Source organism: Xanthomonas sp. GPE 39 (assembly GCF_000963005.1).
Taxonomy (GTDB): domain Bacteria; phylum Pseudomonadota; class Gammaproteobacteria; order Xanthomonadales; family Xanthomonadaceae; genus Xanthomonas_A.
The window spans coordinates 263105-287624 of the sequence record NZ_JZHZ01000007.1 but is presented as its reverse complement, the minus strand read 5'-3'; the positions used below and the strand labels follow the sequence as shown (position 1 = coordinate 287624).

Sequence of the window (24520 nt, the reverse complement as noted above, 5' to 3'; positions counted from 1 at the left end):
GGCCTGCGAGCGGTCATCTGCGTCACCAAGATCTCCCCCCGGAGACACAAGGTCGGCGCCACGCGGTGTGCTTCACGCGGCTGTCGGCAGGTCTTCGGGCTGATAGACCGCGGCTACTAGGCAGTTCCGAGCCCCTCGCCCGCCAAGGCGTAAGCCCCGGGCAGTGAAGGTTCGTTCCCAATGACCGCGGCGGCACAGCACCGGCGTTGGCGCTCACACGCCATACCGGCTTCCCTTTTGATCCCGAGGCGAGATGCCTCAGGAACCGACAACCCCAAGATAGTGGGGTGTCATAGTGGCGTCAACGCTAAATGTAGGTGTAATCACGAAAAGCTAAGCCCGCCAATGGTTTGCCTACGCAACCGGCCTCCATCACCGGGATCGAGGCCGTGATGGCCTTGTGAAACAACCAAGGCGCGCGGCCAAAACGGGGGGGGCGGCGGGCTGTCGGCACAACGCAAACGGGCGGCCGATGGCCGCCCGCTGCGGGGGATGCGCTTCTGCCCGGCGCCAATGCCACGGGCAGAGGACATCACAGTGCCGGACACCGCCGTCGTGCGGCGGGTCGGGCACTGCTGACTCAGGCGACCACAACCAGATTCACATCGATGTTGCCACGGGTGGCATTGGAATACGGGCATACCTGATGGGCCTTGTCCACCAGCGCCTGCAGCGCCGCATGCTCCATACCTGGCACCGCGATGCGCAGTTCCACGGCGATGCCAAAGCCGCCGGGGATCTGGCCGATGCCGACCTGGCCTTCGATGGTCGGCTCGGCCGGCAGCTTGAGCTGCTCCTGACCGGCGACGAACTTCATCGCGCCGAGGAAACAGGCCGAATAACCGGCCGCAAACAGTTGTTCCGGGTTGGTGCCGTCGCCGCCGGCGCCGCCCAGTTCACGCGGAGTCGATAGCTTGACGTCCAACGCTTTGTCAGGGGTCGCGGCGCGGCCGTCGCGGCCCCCGGTGGCGGTGGCGGTGGCGGTGTAAGCAATGGTGGTCGGTGAAGCCATGGTGATACTCCTTACGAAGGTCGACGCCGTGGCGTCGGGGATGGAGAGGGTCGAACAGAGTAGGACGCAACAAAATCGGCGAAGTGGACGCAGGCAACGCTCAAGGCGCGGCCAGTAACTTGCCGCGGATGTCCTCCAGTTCGTGTTTCAAACGGGTCAGTTGCGGCAGATCGCAGGCGACCGCGCACAGCACACGCTCCGGCAACACTTGCGCCTGCTCGCGCAAGGCGCGACCGCGTTCGGTCAGGGCGACCAGCACCCGGCGCTCGTCCTCGACGGCACGGCGACGAGTCAGCAGGCCGAGCGCCTCCAGGCGCTTGAGCAGCGGCGTCAGCGTGGCCGAATCCAGGAACAGGCGCTCGCCGATGTCCGAGACACTGCACTGATCCTGCTCCCACAGCACCAGCATCGCCAGGTACTGAGGATAAGTCAGGCCGAGCGTGCGCAACAGCCCACGATAGAGCTTGTGCATGGCCAAGTTGGCCGAATACAGGGCGAAGCACAACTGGTTGTCCAGCCGGAGCAGGTCGGTGGCAGCAGCAGGACGATTCATGACCACGATATTAAATCGCTAGCTATTAAATAGCAAGCTATATTTTTTCGAGAACCAACTCGTCACTGAAGCCGGCCGCTGGCGGCGGGTCAGATCCGCCACCGGCCAAGGCGGATTATGCTGCCAGGCAATACTCAAGGAGGTATCGCATGCTCGCCCCATTGCTGCTGCTGGCCGCGCTCAGCGGTGCGCCCACTGACACCGAGCCCAATACGCTACCCGAGGGCGACACCCTGGTCGGCCCCGGTGCCGAGGCGCTGGCCCGTGAAATACGCCGCCAATGCCCGAAGGTGCCGACCAACCGGCTCTTCCCAGCCGACCTGCTCGATGCCGAAGAAACCTTTCGCGACGCCTTGCCCGCAGCAGAGCGCCAGGCCATGGAACGGCAATTGCCACAGGAGGGCGACCTAGGGCCAGCGCGCTGCGCTGACGCTGACAGAGACGGCGCCAGCTGCCTGGCCGCCGCCTATCTGGAAGAAATCGATGGCGCGGGACTGATGCCACGCTTCGTCGCCGGGCTGTGTGCGCCCGGGGCGGTGCGCTGAGCACAGCCCAAGCAGGCAGTCCCGTCATCGCGACCGGCATGCCGCCGCGCAGCAGGCACTCAGGCGCGGTGCGCGGCGGCCAGGTACTCGGCGCTCTGCATTTCGATCAGGCGCGAGGCGGTGCGTTCAAACGCACCGGCCAGGCGCTCACCGGTGTACAGCAGCGGCGGCGGATCCTGCGCTGTGCAGACCAGATTGACATGCCGGTCGTACAACTCATCAATCAGGTTGACGAAGCGCCGTGCCGCGTCTTCGTTGGCGCGACCAAAGTGAGGAATGCCGCCAAGCAGGAGAGTGGTGAACTCGCGCGCGATTTCGATGTAGTCATTCGGACTGCGCGGCCCCTCGCACAACGCGGCGAAATCGAACCAGACGATACTCTTGCCGCGTGCGCGCACCGGAATCTTGCGCGCTTCGATCTCGATGTTGCCACATCGCGCCTCGGCATTGCCGGTCAGCTCGCTCCAGCGTTGTTCCAGCCATGCGTCGGCCTCCTCGGCCAGCGACGTGCGATATACCGGCGAGCGCGTCAACGCGCGCATGCGGTAGTCCTCGGTGCCTTCGGCGTATAACTCCACGCAGTACTTTTGCAGCAGCGCGATGACCGGCAGGAAGCTCGCCCGCTGCAAACCGTTGAGGTAGAGATTCTGCGGCGCGGTGTTGGAGGTGGTCACCAGGGTGACACCCTCGGCGAACAAGCGCTCCAGCAATCGCCCCAGCAACATCGCATCGCCGATGTCGGTCACAAAGAATTCGTCCAGCACCAGCACCCGCAAACGGGTGCGCCACTCCTGCGCGATTCTGGCCAGGGGATCGCTATGCCCGGCATGCTCGCGCAGGCGCTCGTGCACACCGCGCATGAAGCGATGGAAATGCGTGCGGTACTTACGCTCGATCGGCAAGCCGTCGTAGAACAGATCGACCAGGAAGGTCTTGCCGCGCCCCACTCCCCCCCAGAAGTACAAGCCGCGCACCGGCTCGGGCTTCTTCCAGAACGCCGCCATGCGGTCCAGCCAGCCGTCTTGCTCGCTCTCCACGATCGCCGTGTGGAGACGATCCAGTTCGGTCAGCGCAGCATGCTGTGCCGGATCGTCGAGCCAGTCCCCACGCGCCACGCCCTCGGCGTAGCGCCGCGAAGGGATTGTCTCCGCACTCACGCCTGTGCCGCCGGCAACCAGCCCTTGACCGCGTGCTGCAAGGCACCGCGCAGATCGATTAGCTTGCGATGGAAGAAATGACTGGTATCGGGCATGCGCACCAGTTGTGGCGGCGACGCCAGCGTCTCCAACCAAGCATATACCGCCTGTGGATCGACGATTTCGTCGTCATCGCCCTGGATCACCAGCCACTGCGGCGGCGGCACCACACCATCGAAATCCCAGCGCCCGACCGGCGGTGCGATCGAGATCAGCACCTGCGGCTGCAGCGCGGCGCTGGCGCACAGCGACACATAGGCACCAAAGCTGAAACCGGCCAGCCACAGCGCATCGTGCGGACGCTGCGCGCGCACCCAGGCAGCCACGGCGGCCAGATCCTGCTGCTCGCCCACGCCGTGGTCGAAACCGCCAGCGGAAGCACCCACGCTGCGGAAATTGAAACGCACCACCCGCACGCCGAGTTCGCGCAGCGCGCGCCCGACCATCGTCACCACCTTGTTGTGCATGCTGCCGCCCTCGGTGGACAGCGGGTGGCAAATGATCGCGGTGACTGGCAATGCGACGACGTCGGCATCGGGCAGATCCACGGCCGCCTCAATCGGGCCGGCCGGACCATGCAGGGTCAATACAGCAGAAACAACTGGGAAAGCAGGAGATGTCATCCTCACATCATACCGAGGTGGGATGCGAACCACATGCGCACATGACGCACGCAGCGTTCTTTTCCGAAGCGGATGTTGCGGGTGAGGGGCGCTATCTCAACGGAAAATGTGCCGTGTCAAAGCCCGACTCCGACCTCAGCGACGCCACGCCGGAAACGGATCGTCCAGCCCCTGCCATGCCACCGGACCCTGACCCAACTCCGCATCGTCGAGCAAGCAGGCATCGAGTTCGGCACGCACCCGCGCCTCGTCCAGGCCGACCCCGATCACGGCCAACTCCTGACGGCGGTCGCCCCACAACGGATGCCACATGGCGCGCAGCGCGGCATATTCGCGTGCATCGCCAACGTCCTCGGCCTGCGGTGGCGGGGCGTTCCAACATGCGGTGTGTTGCCGTTGCCAGCCCAATTCGGTGTACACCAGCGGCGACGGCGGCAGCACCAACGGGGTTTCCAACAATCCCTGGTCCACACGCTCGCGCGCGGCGTACCAGAAGCCAGCGGCCTGGGTCTGGATCGCCGGACCGACAATCGATAGTTCGCCGACCCAGTCCATGCGGCTAGCCAGCCAGAAAAAGCCCTTGCTGCGGATCACATCGTGCAAGCCGCGCTGGGTCAATTGCGCAAAGCGCAGCGGATGGAACGGACGCCGTGCGCGATACACGAAGCTGCCGATATCGAATTGCTCGGTTTCCGGCGCATGTTCGCCGCGCAGTGCCTGCATCCAGCCCGGTGCCAATTGCGCGCGCACGAAATCGAAACGGCCGGTTTCCAGCACTAAATCCAGCGGTACATCGCCACGAATGGACTCGACGATACGCGCCTGACGGTTGAGTGCGCGCAACACCGCACGGGTGCGTTCGAGCGTGACCGTATCGGCCAGATCGCTCTTGCTGATGACAATCACATCGGCGAACTCGATCTGTTCCACCAACAGGTTGACCAGACCACGATCGTCATCCTCACCGGCCTGCAGACCGCGATCAGCCAGACGCTCGGCCGAAGCGAAATCGCGCAGGAAACTCACCCCATCGACAACAGTGAGCATGGTGTCCAGCCGCGCGACATCGGCCAGACCGTGCCCATCGGCATCGCGCATGGCGAAGGTCGCCGCCACTGGCATCGGCTCGGAAATGCCGGTGGATTCGATCAGCAGGTAGTCATAACGACCGCTATCGGCCAGACGCTGCACCTCCTGACGCAAATCATCGCGCAGAGTGCAGCAGATGCAGCCGTTACTGAACTCGACCAGCGTTTCCTCGGTGCGGCTAAGCGCGGCGCCGCCCTCGCGCACCAGCGCCGCATCGATGTTGATCTCGCTCATATCGTTGACGATCACCGCCACCCGACGCCCCTCGCGGTTGCGCAGCACGTTATTGAGCAGGGTGGTCTTGCCGGCGCCAAGGAAGCCGGACAGCACGGTGACGGGAAGACGGCGGTCGGAGACGGCAGACATGGTCATGGCGGACATCGGCGTGAGACGCGCTCAGGTGCGCCTGAGAATGTTAGCCTATAACGCAATACGTGCCCGAACCGTTGACCGTGAAATCCTTGTCGCAACCCTTCCTCGATGCATCCGCAATGCTGCTGTCCGGCTTATGCCTGCTGCATTGTCTGGCGTTACCGTTGCTGGCGGCGGCCCTGCCGCTGTTCGGCACCTGGGCGCAAGCGGAGTGGGTGCATGTATTGTTTGTCAGCATCGCCGCGCCGCTGGCCGGGCTGGCGCTGTGGCGCGCGCACCGGCATGAGCCGCTGCCCTGGCCGCTATGGTCCCTGGCCGTGCTGGGGCTGGCTGGCTTACTGATCGGTGCGCTCGATCTTGCCGGCAAAGACAACGAAACCCCCATCACCGTCGCGGGCAGTCTGGCCTTGGCCGGCGCGCACCTGTGGAACTGGCGGCGGCACCGGCAACGTTGCAGTTCCTAAGCCGAACGACTGCAACGCGCACGCCAACGCAAATCAATTGTCTCAATTGCCGTTGTACGTATTCGCAGCGACCACCACGCACGCGTACAGTCGCAAGGGCATCAACCCTAGCGCTTGGCGCCGTTGATCGACATCGGCAGGATGCTCGATAGGGTAAGGCACCCACGTGTTGTCGACCCGATGAAACTGGCTACCGTAGACCTGAGGCTTCTTCAGGTTGATCCGCACACGATCCACCAGAAGCGAATACGCCTTGTGATCGATGCCATCGGGGAGATGCGACAGTTTCAGTCGTTTGAGCATCTTTTGCTGTAACGCGGGATCTGCATCTGCATGCTGAAACATGCGACACCCGACAGCGGCGCACGACACGACGCCAGATTTACTTCAAATTGGACAGCATCCAATCCACGGTGGCGTGGATCTGCGCCTCGGTTAGCCCCGGGTTGCCGCCCTTGGGCGGCATGATCCCGCCATCGGGACCGCTGTAGCCCTCGATCGCATGCTTGTAGAGCGTCGGCTTGCCCTGGGCGATGCGCGCATCCCAGTGCGCGTGATCCAGTGTCGGCGCCTTGCCTACGCCATTGGTGTGGCAGGCGGTGCATAGGTTGTTGAAGATCGTCTTGCCGTCGGTGGTGCCACCGTAGGCCGCCTGCGCCGAGGCTTTGGCCAGGGCCGCCGCCTGCGCAGCGGCCTGCGCCGCAGCGCCGGTGCTGCCAGCATAGACCGCGCCGACTGGCGCGATGCGCTCCTGGGTGCGCTTGAGCGCGACCGGCGAGACTTCCGGCGGAATCGCCCGCTGCAAGTAGAACGCCAACACCATCAGCCCCAATGTGATCAGCATCAGCAGGCCGATCACCAGTGAAAAGCGCTTGAGAAATTCGAGGTCGTAATTCCGCACATCACACCCCTTTGGCACGTGGTGATCGGACCGCCGCTACGCGCCGAGTATAGCCAGCGTTTGCCTCGCACGGCACGCGGGCAATGCCTGCAAGCGCAGACGAAACGTGCTGCATCGCAACAGCGCACCGTTGCGGGCAGCTACAGGTCAGGCGCTGCCGACCGCGCGCAGACAGAAACTGCATACCGCCTCCACCAGTCGCTCGTTGTCACGCAGGCCATCGCGGCTGGGCGCAGTCGGGCCGACCAGCGCCTCGGTGTAGGCACCGACCAGGCAAGCCGCTGCCGCATCCAAATCTTGCGCCGGAAATTCCCCAGCAGCCACACCCTCGGCTAGCAGATGCTTGAACACCTCGCCGAGCAGACGCCGGCAGCGGATGCGTTCGGCATCCACCTCCGGCTCCACCGGCTCGGCGATGAAGGCATAGGCCAGCCCGGGGCCGGCCAAGGCACGCCGCACGAACGCGGCAATGGCACGCCGCAAACGCTGCGCCGCCGGTGCCGGCTCGGCGGCGATCGCACGCAGGATGGTCAATTCGTGCTCCACCGCCGCCGTCAACACCTCCACGAACAGCTCGGCCTTAGACGGAAAGTGACGGTAGATCAGGCCAGTGGAAACACCCGCCTCGGCGGCCACCGCGATCACCGGCGCGCCACGGAACCCACCTATGGCAATCAACCGCCGCGCCGCCAACAGGATGCGCTGACGGTTGCCGGCAAGGCGTTCTTGCATCAGCGCAGAGCGTTTGTAGGCCATGACGTGATTTTATGTCCAATTAGTGAATTCGTATTCACTTCTTTGCCGTCCCCGACTACGCTGGAGCTGCCTTCACTTCGCCGATGCCGCCCGGATGCGCGGCATCGCCTGCCACCTGCCACCTCCGGAGCCTGCCGCATGTTGATGCCGTCACTGAACTTCGAGCTGGGGGAGGAGATCGATCTGCTACGCGACAGCGTCGCCGCCTTCGCCGCACGCGAGATCGCACCACTGGCCGCACAGGCCGACCGCGACAACGCCTTCCCCGTGCCGCTGTGGCGCAAACTCGGCGAACAAGGCCTGCTCGGCCTCACCGTCGAGGAGCAATACGGCGGCAGTGCGATGGGCTATCTGGCCCATGTGGTGGCGATGGAGGAGATCTCGCGTGGCTGCGGTGCCATCGGCCTGTCCTACGGCGCGCATTCGAATCTGTGCGTGAACCAGTTGCGCAAGAACGGCAACGCCGCGCAGAAGGCGCGCTACCTGCCCAAACTCTGCAGCGGCGAACATATCGGTGCGCTGGCGATGAGCGAACCCGGTGCCGGCTCGGATGTGGTGTCGATGAAACTACGCGCCGAAGCGCGCGGCGACCGCTACGTCCTCAACGGCAACAAGATGTGGATCACCAACGGTCCCGACGCCGACGTGCTGGTGGTCTACGCCAAGACCGATCCATCTGGCGGCGCGCGCGGCATCACCGCGTTTGTGGTCGAGAAGACCATGCCCGGCTTCTCCACCGCGCAGAAGTTGGACAAGCTCGGCATGCGCGGCTCCAACACCTGCGAGCTGGTGTTCCAGGACTGCGAAGTGCCTGCGGAGAACGTCCTCGGCGAGGTCGGCGGTGGCGTGCGCGTGCTGATGTCGGGCCTGGATTACGAACGCGTGGTGCTCTCCGGTGGTCCACTGGGGCTGATGGCGGCGGCGCTGGACGTGATACTGCCCTACGTGCACGAGCGCCACCAGTTCGGCGAGGCGATCGGCAACTTCCAACTGATACAGGGCAAATTGGCCGACATGTACGTGGGCCTCAATGCTTGCCGTGCCTATGTGTACGCCGTGGCCCGCGCCTGCGACGCTGGCCGTACCACGCGCCAGGATGCTGCTGGCGCAATTTTGTATGCCGCCGAGAAAGCGACCTGGCTCACCGGCCAGGCAATCCAGGTCCTTGGCGGTAATGGCTACATCAACGACTATCCCGCAGGGCGCCTGTGGCGCGACGCCAAACTGTACGAAATCGGCGCTGGCACCTCGGAGATCCGCCGCATGTTGATCGGCCGCGAGTTGTTCGAGCAGACCAAATAACACCCACTGTTTCCGCAAGACACGTTTCCCCTCCACTCTCCTCGACGGCCCCCGCGATGCCTGCGATCCAGACCCAGTTGCAAGCCGGTAGCGATACCTTCGCGGCCAATGCCGCCGCGCTAAGTGCGCTGGTGGACGATCTGCAACGCACCCAGGCACGGATCGCCCTGGGCGGCAGCGAAGCCGCGCGCGCCAAGCATCAGGCACGCGGAAAACTGCTGGCGCGCGAGCGTATCGACGCCCTGCTCGATCCAGGCAGCGCATTCCTGGAGATCGCACCGCTAGCCGCGCTGGGCCTGTACGACGATGAGGTGCCATGCGCCGGCGTGGTTGCGGGGATTGGCCGGGTCTGCGGCGTGGAATGCGTGATCGTGGCCAACGACGCCACGGTCAAGGGTGGCACCTACTACCCAATGACGGTCAAAAAACATCTGCGCGCGCAGGAGATCGCGCAGCAGAACCGGCTGCCGTGCCTGTATCTGGTCGATTCCGGCGGCGCATTCCTGCCGTTGCAGGACGAGGTGTTTCCCGACCGTGACCACTTTGGTCGCATTTTCTATAACCAGGCCAACCTGTCGGCGCAAGGCATCGCGCAGATCGCCTGCGTGATGGGCTCGTGCACTGCCGGTGGCGCCTACGTGCCGGCGATGAGCGAGGAGACGGTGATCGTGCGTGAACAAGGCACCATCTTCCTTGGTGGGCCACCGTTGGTGAAAGCCGCCACTGGCGAGGATGTCAGCGCCGAAGAACTGGGCGGTGCCGATGTGCACACGCGTATTTCCGGCGTAGCCGACCATTTTGTCGACAACGATGTGCAGGCGCTGGCGCGCGTACGCGCGATCGTGGCCCAACTCAACTGGCGCAAACCAACGCCGGCACTGGCGCTGCGCACACCGGAGCCACCGTTGTATCCAGCCGAAGAACTATATGGGGTGATTCCGGCCGATCCACGCAAACCCTTCGATGTGCGCGAGGTGATCGCGCGAGTGGTGGACGGCTCGCGCCTGGACGAGTTCAAGGCACGCTATGGCACTAGTTTGGTCACCGGCTTTGCCCATCTGCATGGCTACCCGGTGGGGATCGTCGCCAACAATGGCATCTTATTTTCAGAATCGTCACTCAAGGGCGCGCATTTCATCGAGTTATGCGCGCAGCGCGGCATTCCGTTGGTATTTCTGCAAAACATCACCGGCTTCATGGTTGGGCGCAAATACGAGCATGGTGGCATCGCCAAGGATGGCGCAAAACTGGTGATGGCGGTGGCCTGTGCGAAGGTACCTAAGTTCACTGTGGTGATTGGCGGCTCGTTCGGCGCCGGCAATTACGGCATGTGCGGGCGGGCCTACGCGCCAAATTTTTTGTGGATGTGGCCGAACGCGCGGATCGGGGTCATGGGAGGCGAACAGGCGGCCAGCGTATTGGCGACCGTACGTCGCGATGGCATCCACGCCAAGGGCGGGCAGTGGTCGGCCGAGCAGGAGCACACGTTCAAGACACCGATCCGCGAGCAGTTCGAGCGTCAATGCCATCCCTACTACGCCAGCGCGCGGCTGTGGGACGACGGCATCATCGACCCGGCGCAGACGCGGCGCGTGTTGGGGCTAGGGCTCTCGGCATCACTGAATGCGCCGGTGGAGCCGAGTCGGTTCGGAGTGTTTCGGATGTGAGCCGGCACGAGCGTTTGAATTGTCTTTCAACGTGGTTGCCGGTGACACACGGGACCATGTCCGCAAGAGCGAATGTTGCTGTTGCTTTTTTGCTTTTGATTGACCGGGCCCCCTCGACGCGGCAGCCACGATGGGCGAATACCCGAAGGGCGACGCGCACGATGCGCGTCGTTTTTCGTCGGCACATGGATGTGCCGTCGAAAAATGCTCATCGTGGCTGCGAACCTGGAGCGCATAGCGCGGAAGGCGCGTTGCGGGGGGTGTTTTCTTTTGGTTACTTTTCTTTGCACAAGCAAAGAAAAGTGACCCGCGTGAGCGGAAGCTTCTGCTCTTGCTTTGAAGCTTCAGGACACAGACAAAGCAAAAGCAAAAGCTTTCGCCTGAAGGCGAGTGGCTTTTCTTTGCTCGTGCAAAGAAAAGTCACCAAAAGAAAGCACGCCCTGCCTCGCGCCCTCCGCGCTACGCGCTCCGGGTCCGCGTCCATACCGGGGATTCGCGGAAGGGGCATCGTGCCCCTGCCGCGAACGGCGCACATCCCTGTGCGCCGCCCCTGCGGGGTTTCCCCCCGTCATGACCGCCGCTTCGGAAGGGAACCCGGCACGTCAAAAGCACAAGCAACAGCAACAGCAACAGCAACAGCAACAGCAACAGCAACAGCAACAGCAACAGCAACAGCAACAATTTTGCTCGTGAACTCTGCTCGCTCGAAATCCTTATATGCACATAGACATTTGAGGATATGCAAAGGTCGTAAACACATAAATCCACAACGCGCACACCATCGCCACGCGCAGTCTGTCGACTCCTTCGCCCATCGCACCTTTCTTGCCCCAGGCACTCAACCATGGCAACGCCCAATCTGACGGTGTTCGACAAAATCCTGATCGCCAATCGCGGCGAAATCGCCTGCCGGGTGATCGCCACATGCCGCCGACTCGGCATCGCTACCGTGGCCGTATATTCCGATGCTGATCGCAACGCTCGCCATGTCCGCATGGCCGACACCGCCGTGTACATCGGCGCCGCTCCACCAAGCGAAAGCTACCTGCACAGCGAGCGCATCCTCGATGCGGCACAGCACTGCGGAGCACAAGCAATCCACCCCGGCTACGGTTTCCTCTCCGAAAACCCAACCTTCGCCGAGGATTGCGCCAAACGCGGCATCGTCTTCATCGGTCCACCACCGGCCGCAATCCGCGCAATGGGCGATAAGAGCGCGGCCAAAGCACTGATGCAGGCCGCCGCCGTGCCGCTGACGCCGGGCTACCACGGTGAACGCCAGGAGATGGAATTCCTACGTTCGCAAGCCGATGCCATCGGCTATCCGGTGCTCATCAAGGCCAGCGCCGGTGGTGGCGGCAAGGGCATGCGCCGGGTCGACCGCAACGAGGACTTCGCCACGGCACTGCTCGCCTGCCAACGCGAAGCGCAAGCCGCATTCGGCAATGCACACGTACTCGTGGAGAAATACGTGCTACGCCCACGCCACATCGAAATCCAGGTGTTCGGCGACCAGCATGGCGAATGCGTGTACCTGTTCGAGCGCGATTGCTCGGTACAACGCCGTCACCAAAAAGTACTCGAAGAAGCGCCGGCACCGGGCATGGACGAAAAACGTCGTGCCGCGATGGGCCACGCTGCGGTGGAAGCCGCGCGTGCGGTCGGCTACGTCGGCGCCGGCACGGTGGAATTCATCGTCGCACCCGACGGCACGTTCTACTTCATGGAAATGAACACCCGGCTGCAGGTGGAACACCCGGTCACCGAGTACATCACCGGCACCGACCTAGTCGAATGGCAGTTGCGCGTGGCTGCCGGCCAACCGCTGCCGCAGCGCCAGCACGAACTGACAATCCACGGCCACGCACTGGAAGCACGGCTGTACGCGGAAGACCCGACACGCGGCTTCCTGCCCTGCATCGGCACATTGCGACACCTGCGCCTGCCCGCCGCCGACGCGTACACGCGCGTCGATGCAGGAGTCGAGCAAGGCGATGTGATCGGTCCGCATTACGACCCGATGATCGCCAAGGTGATCGTCTGGGAAACGACCCGCGCAGGCGCGCTGCGGCGCATGCAAACGGCACTGAGCGCATGCCAGGTCGTCGGCGTCGCGACCAATGTGGCGTTCCTGCAACGTCTGCTCGCGACACGCGCATTCGCCCAGGCGGACCTGGATACGGCGCTGATCGAGCGCGAGCACGCCGCGCTGTTCGACAGCACGGTGCCGACCGCAGACGCGATCTGGCACCTGGCCGCACTGGCCTGGCTAATGCACGAGCCCACGCAGGCCGCGCACCCCGACGATCCGCACTCGCCCTGGGATCTGCGCGATGGCTGGCGTTTGGGCGCGCCCGCGCCACGCCGATTGACCTTGCAGCATGGCGAACTGCGTCGTTGCCTGCGCCTGAGTGCCAATGCCAACGGCTGGCGCATGCACGATACCGATGCCAATGCAGAACTGGACGTCACCGGACAATGGCAAGATGATCGCTTGACCGCACACCTGGGCACACAGCGCGTGCAGGCCGACACCGTGTTCGTCGGCAACCAATTGCATCTGTTCGTGGACGGCCGGGGCTATCTGTTCGAACGTCACGACCCCATCGCAGAAGCGGACCAGCCGGCCATCGATAGCGGCGGACTGACCGCGCCGATGCCAGGCCGCGTGGTGGCGCTGCTGGTCGCACCCGGCACGCAAGTGACCCGCGGCACGCCGTTGCTGGTGCTGGAAGCGATGAAAATGGAGCACACACTGCAGGCACCCACCGACGGCATCGTCCACGGCTACCGCGTGCGCGAAGGCGAGCTGGTCGCCGATGGCGTCGCGCTGCTGGAATTCGAAGCAGCCTGATCCATCGCGCCACGCCGCCACAGTCGCCAGCGCGCCGGCGACGCGTCACACTCGGCATTCGCCCCTCGCCATGCCAATGCCATGAAACTCACCGCTCACGTTCTCGACGGCCACACGCTCGACGTGCGTCCAGCGCCGCGCGAGCGGCCATGGATGGACCGCACCGCCGAACGCTACGCCTACCGCTGTCTGCCGCTGGACATCGCCAACGCGCACGGTTGGGAACTGCTGTGCCAGACCGCGTTCGAGGCCGAGTGGAACGGCGGCAATGCGCTAGAGGACCTGCGCGTACATCCGTCACCGGACACGCCAGCGCCAGCGGTCAGCCACTTCGGCTATGGCGTGCTCACCTTCCACGTGCCCTGCCTGTTCCGCACCGAGCCGGGCGTGGACCTGTACGTGACCGCGCCAGTCAACCGGCCCAAGGACGGTATCGCCGGCCTCACCGGCTTGATCGAAACCGACTGGAGCCCCTACACATTCACCATGAACTGGCAGTTCACCCGGCCCGGACGCGTGCGCTTCGACGCTGGCGAACCGTTCTGTCACTTTTTCCCGGTGCAGCGCCAGCTACTGACGCAGACACAGCCGCGCTGGCAACCGTTGTCGCAGACCCCGGAACTGGAGCGTGAACATCAGACGTGGATGCGCAGCCGTGGCCAGTTTCTGCAGGACTTGGCGCAGCCGGATTCAGCGGCCAGCCGTGAAGGCTGGCAACGCAGCTATTTTCGTGGCCCCGCGCCTGGGCAATGCCCGGCCGGGGTCGAGCACCGGGTGAAACTGCGGCTGGCAGCGTTCACTCGCGAAGAAGACCGTCATGAGGATTGAGCAGCGGCGAACGGCATCGCCGTGACACGCTGCCGTTGCGGTGTGCGCAAGCCACGCGTCATCGAACGCCTGTGCCAGGCCCGTGCAGATTGAACCAGACACGCCCAATCTGCGCTGCGCCGCCAAGTTATGCGTGCATCGACGCGATCCTGCAGCGACACGCCTCAATGCTTGCCCACCGGCAACATCACATTCATCAGCATCGGATCGTCAGGATCGGCGGTGACACTGAAGTGCAGTTGCCGGCACATCGCCAACATCGTGCGGTTCTCGCGCAAGACCTGGCCCTCGATGACCTGCAAGCCCAGCCAACCGGCGTATTCGATCATGATCCGCATCAATTGCCAGCCAATGCCCTGCCCCTTGAGATCGGAGCGAATCAGAATCGCGTATTCGCCATGGCCGTAATCGGCATCGGCATGCAGACGCACCGCACCGAGCATTTCGCCCGTACTGGGTTCGATTGCCACCAACGCGATCGAGCGCGCGTAGTCGAGCTGGGTCAGGCGCGCGATGAATTCGTGGCTGAAATGCTTGAATGCCTGGAAGAAGCGCAAACGTAGATCCTCCTCGCTCACACGCGTGAAGAAGCGCCGGAACAGCGCGTCGTCTTCGGCCCGGACCGGGCGCACGAAAGCTTCGGCACCATCGTTGAGGACAATGCTTCGCTCCCATTCCTTGGGATAGGGAAGAATCGCAAAACGCGGATGGCCACGCCCCTTGTGCAAGGGCCGCGATGGTGCCACCACCACGCGCGCATCGACGGCGATCACGCCGTCGCGGTCGGCCAGCAACGGATTGATGTCCACTTCGCGGATCTCCGGCAGGTCCACGGCCAGTTGCGCCAGTTTGACCAACACCATCGCCACAGCGCGCTCGTCGGCGGCGGGTACGTCGCGGTAAGCCTTGAGGATGCGGCTGACCCGAGTGCGGCCGATCAGTTCGTGCGCCAGACGCAAGTCCAACGGTGGCAATGCCAGCGCTTTGTCGTCGATCACTTCCACCGCAGTGCCGCCACGACCGAAGACAATCACTGGACCGAAGACCGGATCGTCGGCGATCCCGACAATCAATTCGCGCGCCTTCGGTCGCAACAACGATGGTTGTACCAACACCCCATCGATGCGCGCATCCGGACGTGCGGCGCGTGCGCGGGCCAGGATGCCTTCGGCGGCATCGCGCACCGCCTCCACACTGACCAGATTCAGGCGCACGCCATCCACATCGGACTTGTGCGGAATATCGGCCGAATGAATCTTCACTGCGACCGCGACACCCTGTGCGAGCATCGGCGCGGCCAACTCCGCCGCAGCGTCGGCGCTCGCGGCATGTGCCACCGGCGCGGTGGGAATCCCGTAAGCGGCCAGTAGCTGCGTGGTCGCGAGCGGGTCCAGCCATGCCTGTCCAGCAGCCAACGCGGCATCGACAATCGCGCGCGCTGCGGCAACATCGAAGACGACATCGTCGGGCAGACTGGGCGGAGTTTCCATCAATGCCGCCTGCGCCTCGCGGTAGCGCACCAGGTGCATGAACCCACGCACCGCGTCGGCCTCGGTGGCATAGGTGGGAATGCGCACGGAGCTGGCGCTTGCGTCGTTGCCTAACCAGACCGCGAACACCGGCTTGTCGCGATGCTGACGCGGACGCTGATCGAGCGCGCGGGTCAGCGCCTGCGCCACCTCCGCAGAAGAGGTGAACGCCGTCGGCACGTTGACTACCAACACCGCGTCGTTCTGCGCATCGTCCAACAACGCCGCAATCGCGGCGGCATAACGTTCGCCGTCGGCATCCACCAGGATGTCCACCGGATTGGTGTGCGGCTCCTCTTGCGGCAACGCCTGCTGCAGCCGCTGCTGGGTCTGCGGCGACAATGCCGCCAGCGTGCCGCCAAGCTCGACCAGCGTGTCCATCGCCAGACGACCGACACCACTGCCATTGCTGAGAATGGCCAGGCGCCGGCCAGGAAAAGTGCTCAACCGACCCAGGGTCTGCGCGGCGGCGAACAACTCGTCCAGCGCGCGCACTCGCAACAACCCGGCACGGGCGAAGGCAGCAGCGTAAACCTCATCGGGACTGGCCAACGCCTGCACATGGGTATCGGCAGAAGAGCCGATGCGCAACAACCGACCGGACTTCACCACCACCACCGGTTTAGCGCGCGCCGCGGCGCGGGCGGCGGACATGAATTTGCGTGCGTCACGGATATGCTCGACGTAAAGCAAGATTGCACGGGTGCGTTCGTCGGTGGCGAAATAGTCGAGCAAATCGGCGAAATCCACGTCCAGCGCATCGCCCAGCGACACCACTGCGGAGAAGCCGACCGCGCGCGCCACGCCCCATTCCACCAGCGCCGCGGCAATGGCGCTGGATTCGGACACCAGCGCCAGGTCGCCCGGCTGCGGACAGTGTGCGGCGATGCTGGCGTTGAGCCGCGCGTGCGGCGCGATCACCCCCAAGCAATGCGGACCGAGGACACGCAACCCCTTGGCACGCGCTACGTGCTCCACCCGCGCCGCTGGCGAGCCCGGCCCGCTGCCGAGCCCAGCGGTCAGGATGATCGCCGCAGCCACGCCACGGCGTGCCGCGATCGCGACGATGCGCGGCACCATCCGCGCTGGTGCCGTGATGACCACCAGATCCGGCACCCATGGCAGATCGGCAAGGTGGCGCACCGTGGGTATGCCATCGATCTGCCGATAACGCGGACTGACCCAGCCGATCTGGCCGGGAAAACCCGACGCGTGCAACGCGCGCACCACGGCACGCCCGGCCGAGCGCTCACGCGGACTGCCACCGACGATAGCGACTGCGGCAGGACGGAACACGGACTGCAGATGATAGGTACTCATGGTGGCAGCAGACCTGCGAGCGGATGCCATCACGGTACACGCCTGACGCCGACGTGGGCAGCACCGGCAAGATGGCCTGAACACGATTGATGCAACTGTTTGCGCGCAGATGTGGATGTCGATGTCTTAGCGTGGCTAATGAAACGTCACCAGTCGCTGCCGGGTAGGCGTGGACAGCGCGCAGGAACCGCAGTGTACAGGGGTACACAAGATTCCGAGTCCTGCCAGCGCCGGTGCGGCGGCGACGCATTCGTTTGTTAGCGACGCTTAGCCGGACCGGCCAATGCTCGCATCAACAGTCGCATGAGTCGCATAATAGGACGATGGAGACAACGCGTGCATAGCAGCGGGCTGGAACTGGCGCTGGTATTGCTGCTGGCCGCCGTGATCGCGGTGCCGGTGTTCAAGCGGCTTGGCCTGGGGGCGGTGCTGGCCTATCTGGTCGCAGGTGTGGTGCTAGGCCCGGACGGGTTCGGCTTCGCGCAGGATACCCAGCGCATTTTCAACGCCGCCGAAATCGGCGTGGTCATGCTGCTGTTCCTGATCGGCCTGGAACTGTCGCCGGCACGGTTGAAGGTGATGCGGCATGCGGTATTCGGCGCAGGCGCCGCGCAAGTCGCGCTGAGCGCCTTGCCGCTGGGCGTGCTGCTGCTGTGCCTGGGTATGAACTGGAAAAGCGCGCTCGTGGTGGGCATGGCGCTGGCGCTGTCCTCCACTGCGGTAGGCCTGCAGTTGCTGGCCGAGCGCAAGGCACTCAATAGCGACTATGGCCGGCTCGGCTTCGCCATCCTACTGTTTCAGGACCTGATCGCGATCCCACTGCTGGCTGCGGTGCCATTGCTCGGCGGTGCCAAAAACGACACGCTGACCTGGACCGAAGTGGGGCAGGCGCTCGGCGCACTGGCGCTGGTGGTGCTGTGCGGCCGCTTCGTGCTGCGCCATCTGTTCCGCGTGGTGGCGCGCACGCGCATGCCCGAGGTCTTCACCGCCAGCGCGCTGCTGGTAGTCCTGGGCAATGCCTGGTTCCTGCAGAAGGCTGGACTGAGCCCAAGCCTGGGCGCGTTTTTAGCTGGTGTGTTGCTCGCCGATTCGGAATTCCGGCACGAGCTGGAAGCACAGATCGAGCCCTTCAAGGGCCTGTTATTGGGCGTGTTCTTCATCGCAGTGGGTATGGGTATCAACCTGCATCGCATCGTCGCCGAACCGTGGCTGATCATCGCCGGCGTGGCGACCCTGCTGTTGGTGAAGTTCGGCCTGCTGACTGGCATCGGCCGCATGCTGCGCTTGCCGTGGCGCAATGCGCTGCTACTGGGCAGCCTGCTGTGGCTGGGTGGAGAGTTCGCTTTCGTCGTGTTGATCGAAGCACAACGCGTGGGCTTGCTCGACGACGCCAGCCACGATCGCCTGGTCGCGATCGTCAGCGTCTCGATGGCGCTGACGCCACTGTTGCTGATCGGCATACAGCGCCTGCTCGATGGCGACACGAACGCCAAGGCCAAACGTGCACCACCGATACCAGCCACCCGCTATGACACCGTGGAGGCACAACGTGCGCAAGTGCTGATTGCCGGCATGGGCCGGTTCGGCCAGGTCGTGGCACGGCTGCTGACCGCACAACACATCCCGTTCGTGGCGCTGGAACACAACCCGGACACCGTGGAAGACTTGCGCCGGTTCGGCAACAAACTCTACTACGGCGATCCCAGCCGCCCGGATTTACTGCGTGCCGCCGGCAGCGACAGCATCCGCCTGTTCGTGGTGGCAATGGACGACCCAGAGACCAACATCAAGACCACCCGACTGATCCGCCGCCTGTATCCGAGCGCCAGGGTGTTGGCACGCGCACGCAACCGCCAGCACGCTTGGCGGCTGATGGACCTGGGAGCCGAGCCGTTCCGCGAGGTATTCGCCTCCAGCCTGGAACTGAGCGAACACGTGTTGCTTGGCCTCGGCATGGACCAGACCACTGCACGCGATCGCATCGCCCGCTTCCGCGAGCACGACGAACAATTGCTGCGCGCACAACACCTGGTCTACGACGACGACGCGGCCGTGGTACAAACCGCGCGCGCCGCGCGTGCGGACCTGATGCAGTTGTTCGAAGCGGACGTGCAGGAGACAGAAACCCTACTCGCGGACGATACAACGTCGATCACGCCGCCAACGCACATCTGATCCTGACGCGGCAACGACGCCATGCGTCGCTCGGTAAGCGCAAGCGCTGCGCGCCCAATGCTTACGCTCCCATGGCGGCGGTGTGTCTGCCGACAAAAAAGGGCGCACGACACCGACTCACCAGCCGAGTGAGCGTTACATGGCGCACGTCGTGAACGACGCTAAAGCAATGTCCTGTTTGCCAATCGGATCATGCACGCCCAGCACTGGCTGCGTCGCATCGCCATGCACGGGCTGGTCGGGCAGCACATGCGTCGGGCCAGCACCGCACAGAGCATGGCAACGGCGGTGTTCGCACCACGTCTTCGCACCGCGTCGCAGTAAGAAACGCCTCAGCGCGTTTCGCGCAGAAACCGGGCCATTGAGGACACGCCCGGTAAGGCGGGCTGGAATTGACCGGCAACATCGACGAAGCCACGCATCACCGCGATTTCGCGCGGAGTGCGATTCAAGGTGTCGCGCAGATCAGGATCGGCGCCGGCGCGCAACAGGCGCTGCACCAACAACGGCAACCCATGCAACGCCGCCAAATGCAGCGGGCCAAAGCCGTGCGCGTCCTGCACATCGAGGCTCACTTCCTCATCGAGCAGTCGCTCAACACCAGCTAACACCACCAATTCTTCGCAAGCGGTGCCAGGTTCGGCCTGCGCACCCAGCAGCGACAACAACGGCGTCACCCCGTCGGCGGAACCAAGATCGGCTTCGGCGCCGGCTAGCAGCAGGGTGTCCAGCAGGGCCAGCAGGCGCGACTTGTCACGTGCGCTGAAGCCGTACAACGTCGCGCAATGCAATGGTGTGCGTTGCTGTGCATCGCCGGCATGCACATCGGCACCAGCAGCTAACAGGCGCGCGGCGATATCCGGCAGACCCAGCGCGCAAGCCAGCATCAGCACGGTGACGCCGCCAGGCAGACGATGCTCGATCTGAGCGCCGGCTTGCAGCAATGCCGAGACGATGCCGACCTGACGCATGCTCACCGCCGCGGACAACGGGGTAACGCCACTGGCCGCAGCATGGTGCAGATTGGCACCGCGCGCCAGCAGCAGATCCACCGCTGCGGTATGGCCACCGCCGGCAGCGCGCAGCAGTGCGGTACAGCCCTGTGCATCCACTGCGTCCACCGGCAGACCCAGGTCGATCAAGCGCCGGATCGCGTCGGCATCGCCGACCATCGCCGCTGCGGGCACATCGGCTTCGCGCAGCGGGCGCAGTGGCAACGGCCAGATCCGCCAGTCCAGCCAATCGGCCAGATCGCGCCGGCCACTGGCCAGGGCCACGCCCAGGGGAGTCTGTCCATCGGCAGCACGCGCCTCCGGCCAGGCACCCTGTTGAATCAGCAATTTCAGCGAGGCCTCACGTCCCAGCGCGGCAGCCAAGTGCAGCGCGGTCATGCCATGACTATCGCGCGCCTCACGATCGGCACCGCGCTCAAGCAAGTGCAACTGCAGTCGCAACCACCCCAGACGCACGGCCAGGGACAACGGCGGATCACCGGCTGGCGACGGCGCGAATGGATCGGCGCCGCGTTCGAGCAACTCCAACGCAAACTGCTCCAACGCGCGCGAAGCGTGATCATGCTGGGCGCACGCAGCGAGAAGGCGGGTCAAGCCACCAGCACCGGCCGGCGATACGCCATGACGCAGCAACACCTGCAGACTGGGCACGGCTTCCACGCCACGCGCAAGCAACGCGAACATCGGCGTATCACCGTCGGCATCGAGCACCTCCGGCGCAGCGCCATGCGTCAGCAGCCAATCCACCGCGCGCGGTTTCAGCGCCACATCTTTATCGTGCAGCAGGGTGCCCAACTCCGCCGCCGCACACAGCCGCGCCAGCGCAGCCAGCCCGCTGGGTGGCTGGCCCAGTTGCAGGCCTTCGCGCAGCAATTCCAGCGGCGCTCGGTCGGGCAAACCGGCGCTGCCGATCTCGCCCTGACCATCGCTGACCGCAGCCGGCAATGGATAATCCGGGTCCAACGCGGAGACGATCGCCCAGCGTCCGGCCTCGGCGGCCACATCCACCGCACGACGACCAGCGTGGTCGGGCTGCGCAGCCGATACGCCCAGCTCGCGCAGGCGTCGGATCAAGTCCGGCGACACTTGGTCGGCGGTGCAAGCCAATAACAGCGCGTTGCGGCCGTCACCATCGACCGCGTGCAAATCAGGCTTGTGCGGCAGCAGTCGCTCCAGCACCGCCACGCGACCGTGACGTGCGGCTTCCAACCACGGGGTACGGGCCAGCGCATCGCGCGCTTCCAGGTTGGCCCCCGCGCCGAGCAGCGCCTGGACGATTTCCACATGCCCGGCCTGCGCCGCCTCGTGCAGTGCACTGCGGCGCTGCTGGTGGTCACGCGCGTCCACCCGTGCCTTGTGTTTGAGCAACAGTTGCACGCCGGCCGGATCGTCCTCCTCGGTTCCGGCTGCGGCCAACAACACCGGGCTGGCGTCGGGCGGCTCGGGCTTGGCGCCACGCTCAAGCAGGAATTTGCCCATCCGCCAATTGCCAACCTGACAGGCCACCGCCAGCGGGGTCAGGCCATCGCGATTGGGCACATCCAGTTCAGCGGCGGCATCGCGCAACAACGCGGCCACGCCCGGGTCGGAACTACGCGCGGCGTGATGCAACGGCGTATTGCCATCGCTGTCGCTGGCACGTGGGTCGGCACCATTGGCGAGCAGGGTCATCACCGCTTCGGGCCGACCGTGCCAGCTATCGCGGGTGGCGGCCAACAGCGGCGTCATGCCCAGGTGCGGACGATTGACGTCTACCCCGCGCACGATCAGATCCCGCAGCAGGCGCAGGTCCGGCAACACCGCGGCCAGCACCGGCAGGCTACGCTGGTCGCGCCAGTTCGACGCCGGCAGCGCATGCGGATCGGCCCCGGCCTGCAAAAGCTGCAACGCACGGTCCACCCGACCGCTGCGCGCCGCATCGTACAGCGCCATGTGCAATTCCTCCTGCGGTGGCGCTGGTTCGTCCATGCGCGGCGCGGCGGCACTGAACTCGGCGAACAGGTCGGCCGAGGACGGCACTGACACCAGCGCCTGTGGCGGCGCCACCCGCTGCAGAGCCGCGTGCAGCAGTGGCGACAACAACGCATAGGCCAGCGCCAGCGACCAACGTGGGGTGGTGGCAAGTAAGCCGGGCCACGCCAGCAGTACGCCGAGGCCGGCCAATGCCAACACCAACCCGGCCACCTCCAGACCGCGCCAGGCCTGCACATCCTGTTGCACCAGGGCATGCCAGCGAGGCCGCAGAGGGCCGTCAGCGCATTCGCTACCGTGCCACAGCGGCCAGGTGCGCCAGAGTCCGAGCAAGACCACACTGGCCGCCACGCTGAGCGCCAAGGTCGCAGTCAAACTGCCGCTATCGCGCAATGCGGCCAGTGGCCAAGCCAGCAACAACGCGGCCACGGCCAGACCGCCGGCCCATAGCACCAGCAATGGCCTCACGGTCGTGGCCAGCGCCTTCAGGCTAGTCGGGCGCGGACGGCTGCCGCGCTGCCAGGACACCGCCAGTGCGAAGGCCGGTTGCGCCAGCCATACACCCAACAAGGCGGCGAACGGGCCAACCCCGGCAGCCAGGGCCAGCAGGGCTCCCAGCGCGGCGGCAAGTATCGGCGCGCGCGTGCGGAAAAAGGATTCAGTCATCGTGTCGATCGATCAGGCCGTCGGGACGCGGCGGCAATTGCAGATGGAAGCCACAACCGGAGAGGTTCGCGCGCACCGCGACCGGATCGGCGCGGGCCAGCGTGCGCTCGGCAGTGAGTGCCACTTCGAGCACGAACGCCAGTGGATGCAGCGTGGCCAGCAGTGTCGGCGGCAGACAACCGAAGTCGTCGCGCGCGGCGAGATAAAGGTAGGTGTCTGGTTTACGTTGGCTTTTATAGACGTAGGCTTGCATGCCCGTGGCGTGCGCCCGGCGTGGAAATGCGAGTGATTGTGGAGGAAATGCGCCAGCGGCGAAAGCGCATGCCGGCACGGTACTGAACAGATTCCATGCGGGCGCCTATTCACTTTCGCCTGGACGGCGCAGTGCAACGATGGCGTCGCAAGCATCGATATAGGCCATACTTGCCTGCTTGACCTTACATTTCCGGATGATCGCGTGACTGAAGCGCATCAGTGGCCCCGCATGGCTCCCGTCGCCATCCGCGCGTACACCGCGACCACCGCGCTCGGCTGCGGAGTCCAGGCACAGGCCAGCGCCTTGCGCGAGAGTCGCAGTGGTCTGCGCCACAACGATTTCGGCACGCAGCCGCTGCCATGCTGGATTGGTCGGGTGGATGGGCTGGAATGCGCGCCCCTGCCAGCGGCCCTCGCCAACGCGGAAAGCCGCAATAACCGTCTCGCCTGGTTGGCCATGCAACAAGACGGCATGGCCGCAGCGGTGGCCGATGCCGCGCAGCGGCACGGTGCCGAGCGCGTTGCAGTGGTAATGGGCACATCCACCTCCAGCATCGGTGCCAGTGAAGAGGCCTACACCCGGCTCGAGTACGACGCGCAAGGTCCACGCTTTCCCGACGACCTGAATCAACCGATCGTGCACACGCCGCATTCACTTGGCGATTTCGTGCGTCGCGCTACCGGCCTGCGCGGCCCATGTATCACCGTGGCCACCGCCTGCTCCTCCAGCGCCAAGGTGTTCGCCCAAGCGGCGCGGCTGATCGCCAATGGCGTGGTCGATGCGGCCTTGGTCGGCGGCGTGGACACGCTATGCGGCAGCGTGCTGTTCGGCTTCAACGCACTGCAATTGGTGTCGCCGGAGCCATGTCGGCCATTCGACGTGCGTCGGACCGGTTTGTCATTGGGCGAGGCCGGCGGCTTCGCATTGCTGGAACGCCACGACGCCGTCGACGCACCGCCGGCCCTGGCGTTGTTGTGCGGCTACGGCGAATCCAGCGACGCTTACCACATGTCCACCCCGCATCCGCAAGGGCTGGGCGCATGCATCGCGATGCGCGGCGCATTGCAGCGCGCTGGCGTGGATGCGGACGAGGTCGGCTACCTCAACCTGCACGGCACCGCGACCCAGGCCAACGATAGCGTCGAGGCGATAGCCGTGGCAGCAGTGTTCCAGGCCAGCCTGCACGCCAGTTCCACCAAGGCATGGACCGGGCATACGCTGGGCGCCGCTGGCATCGTCGACTCGGTCTTTGCGCTACTGGCGCTGCGCGACGGCCTGCTTCCCGGCACCCTCAACAGCGCCATGCCCGATCCGGTATGCGGCCCGCAGATCCGCTTCGATACCGCTCACGCACAGGTCCGTTACGCGATGAACAACTCCTTCGGCTTCGGCGGCAACAACTGTTCGTTGCTGTTTGGCCGCGCATGA

At 64.9% G+C, this 24520-nt stretch carries 20 protein-coding genes, 1 other RNA gene and 1 riboswitch; of the genes, 9 read left to right on the top strand and 12 right to left on the bottom strand.

The window, feature by feature from the left end; all coding sequences use genetic code 11:
• Positions 1–67: 67 nt before the first annotated feature.
• A riboswitch (cobalamin riboswitch) is annotated at positions 68–285 on the bottom strand.
• A gap of 295 nt (positions 286–580) precedes the next feature.
• Positions 581–1012, bottom strand: coding sequence for an organic hydroperoxide resistance protein (locus XALGPE39_RS01015; RefSeq protein WP_045726620.1), 432 nt, complete (start codon positions 1010–1012; stop codon positions 581–583).
• A 100-nt stretch (positions 1013–1112) separates the two neighbouring features.
• Positions 1113–1565 (bottom strand): MarR family transcriptional regulator, encoded by a 453-nt coding sequence (locus XALGPE39_RS01010; RefSeq protein WP_045726619.1) that lies wholly within the window; start codon positions 1563–1565, stop codon positions 1113–1115.
• 149 nt (positions 1566–1714) lie between these two features.
• Between XALGPE39_RS01010 and XALGPE39_RS01005 the strand changes: the two genes are divergently transcribed.
• Positions 1715–2110, top strand: coding sequence for a hypothetical protein (locus tag XALGPE39_RS01005; RefSeq protein ID WP_045726618.1), 396 nt, complete (start codon positions 1715–1717; stop codon positions 2108–2110).
• Between the two features lie 59 nt (positions 2111–2169).
• Here XALGPE39_RS01005 and zapE read toward each other — a convergent pair whose 3' ends face one another.
• The 3 genes from zapE to XALGPE39_RS00990 all read right to left on the bottom strand — a co-directional run bounded on the left by zapE (position 2170) and on the right by XALGPE39_RS00990 (position 5390).
• Positions 2170–3267 carry a cell division protein ZapE gene (zapE, locus tag XALGPE39_RS01000; RefSeq protein WP_045726617.1) on the bottom strand — a complete coding sequence of 366 codons (1098 nt, stop codon included), beginning with the start codon at positions 3265–3267 and terminating at the stop codon, positions 2170–2172.
• Positions 3264–3929 carry a CocE/NonD family hydrolase gene (locus XALGPE39_RS00995; RefSeq protein ID WP_045726616.1) on the bottom strand — a complete coding sequence of 222 codons (666 nt, stop codon included), beginning with the start codon at positions 3927–3929 and terminating at the stop codon, positions 3264–3266. The genes zapE and XALGPE39_RS00995 overlap by 4 nt, the downstream gene beginning before the upstream one ends.
• Positions 3930–4064: 135 nt before the next feature.
• Positions 4065–5390: a GTP-binding protein gene (locus tag XALGPE39_RS00990; protein ID WP_045728859.1), complete on the bottom strand. Its 1326-nt coding sequence runs from the start codon at positions 5388–5390 to the stop codon at positions 4065–4067.
• A gap of 80 nt (positions 5391–5470) precedes the next feature.
• On the opposite strand from XALGPE39_RS00990, the gene XALGPE39_RS00985 reads away from it, so the two are divergent.
• Positions 5471–5854: a MerC domain-containing protein gene (locus XALGPE39_RS00985; RefSeq protein ID WP_045728858.1), complete on the top strand. Its 384-nt coding sequence runs from the start codon at positions 5471–5473 to the stop codon at positions 5852–5854.
• Positions 5855–5896: 42 nt separating this feature from the next.
• Here XALGPE39_RS00985 and XALGPE39_RS00980 read toward each other — a convergent pair whose 3' ends face one another.
• From XALGPE39_RS00980 to XALGPE39_RS00970, 3 genes are all read right to left on the bottom strand, one after another.
• Positions 5897–6199: a DUF6624 domain-containing protein gene (locus XALGPE39_RS00980; RefSeq protein ID WP_045726615.1), complete on the bottom strand. Its 303-nt coding sequence runs from the start codon at positions 6197–6199 to the stop codon at positions 5897–5899.
• Positions 6200–6236: 37 nt separating this feature from the next.
• The gene (locus XALGPE39_RS00975) at positions 6237–6755 is read right to left on the bottom strand and encodes a c-type cytochrome (RefSeq protein WP_045726614.1); all 519 of its coding nucleotides are present in this window, start codon (positions 6753–6755) and stop codon (positions 6237–6239) included.
• Positions 6756–6902: 147 nt separating this feature from the next.
• A complete protein-coding gene (locus tag XALGPE39_RS00970) occupies positions 6903–7511 on the bottom strand; it encodes a TetR/AcrR family transcriptional regulator (protein WP_045726613.1) in 609 nt (202 codons plus the stop codon).
• Positions 7512–7649: 138 nt separating this feature from the next.
• On the opposite strand from XALGPE39_RS00970, the gene XALGPE39_RS00965 reads away from it, so the two are divergent.
• From XALGPE39_RS00965 to XALGPE39_RS00950, 5 genes are all read left to right on the top strand, one after another.
• Positions 7650–8813 carry an isovaleryl-CoA dehydrogenase gene (locus XALGPE39_RS00965; RefSeq protein WP_045726612.1) on the top strand — a complete coding sequence of 388 codons (1164 nt, stop codon included), beginning with the start codon at positions 7650–7652 and terminating at the stop codon, positions 8811–8813.
• A gap of 56 nt (positions 8814–8869) precedes the next feature.
• Positions 8870–10480: a carboxyl transferase domain-containing protein gene (locus XALGPE39_RS00960; RefSeq protein ID WP_045726611.1), complete on the top strand. Its 1611-nt coding sequence runs from the start codon at positions 8870–8872 to the stop codon at positions 10478–10480.
• A 570-nt stretch (positions 10481–11050) separates the two neighbouring features.
• On the top strand, positions 11051–11173 hold the full coding sequence (locus XALGPE39_RS16550; RefSeq protein WP_255352701.1) for a hypothetical protein: 123 nt from the start codon (positions 11051–11053) through the stop codon (positions 11171–11173).
• Positions 11174–11324: 151 nt separating this feature from the next.
• Positions 11325–13334 (top strand): acetyl/propionyl/methylcrotonyl-CoA carboxylase subunit alpha, encoded by a 2010-nt coding sequence (locus XALGPE39_RS00955; RefSeq protein ID WP_045726610.1) that lies wholly within the window; start codon positions 11325–11327, stop codon positions 13332–13334.
• Between the two features lie 81 nt (positions 13335–13415).
• Positions 13416–14162: a DUF6065 family protein gene (locus tag XALGPE39_RS00950; RefSeq protein ID WP_045726609.1), complete on the top strand. Its 747-nt coding sequence runs from the start codon at positions 13416–13418 to the stop codon at positions 14160–14162.
• A 164-nt stretch (positions 14163–14326) separates the two neighbouring features.
• Here XALGPE39_RS00950 and XALGPE39_RS00945 read toward each other — a convergent pair whose 3' ends face one another.
• Positions 14327–17011 carry a bifunctional acetate--CoA ligase family protein/GNAT family N-acetyltransferase gene (locus XALGPE39_RS00945; protein ID WP_045726608.1) on the bottom strand — a complete coding sequence of 895 codons (2685 nt, stop codon included), beginning with the start codon at positions 17009–17011 and terminating at the stop codon, positions 14327–14329.
• A gap of 133 nt (positions 17012–17144) precedes the next feature.
• A non-coding RNA gene (locus XALGPE39_RS15005) (sX9 sRNA) lies at positions 17145–17219 on the bottom strand.
• 128 nt (positions 17220–17347) lie between these two features.
• On the opposite strand from XALGPE39_RS15005, the gene XALGPE39_RS00940 reads away from it, so the two are divergent.
• A complete protein-coding gene (locus XALGPE39_RS00940; protein WP_045726607.1) occupies positions 17348–19186 on the top strand; it encodes a monovalent cation:proton antiporter-2 (CPA2) family protein in 1839 nt (612 codons plus the stop codon).
• Between the two features lie 332 nt (positions 19187–19518).
• Here XALGPE39_RS00940 and XALGPE39_RS00935 read toward each other — a convergent pair whose 3' ends face one another.
• Together XALGPE39_RS00935 and XALGPE39_RS00930 are read right to left on the bottom strand one after the other, a co-directional pair.
• Positions 19519–22836 carry an ankyrin repeat domain-containing protein gene (locus tag XALGPE39_RS00935; protein ID WP_045726606.1) on the bottom strand — a complete coding sequence of 1106 codons (3318 nt, stop codon included), beginning with the start codon at positions 22834–22836 and terminating at the stop codon, positions 19519–19521.
• Complete coding sequence (locus tag XALGPE39_RS00930; protein ID WP_045726605.1) at positions 22829–23089, bottom strand: YcgL domain-containing protein; 261 nt, start codon at positions 23087–23089, stop codon at positions 22829–22831. Before XALGPE39_RS00930 ends, XALGPE39_RS00935 begins: the two co-directional genes overlap by 8 nt.
• Positions 23090–23320: 231 nt before the next feature.
• Between XALGPE39_RS00930 and XALGPE39_RS00925 the strand changes: the two genes are divergently transcribed.
• Positions 23321–24520: a beta-ketoacyl-[acyl-carrier-protein] synthase family protein gene (locus tag XALGPE39_RS00925; protein WP_045726604.1), complete on the top strand. Its 1200-nt coding sequence runs from the start codon at positions 23321–23323 to the stop codon at positions 24518–24520.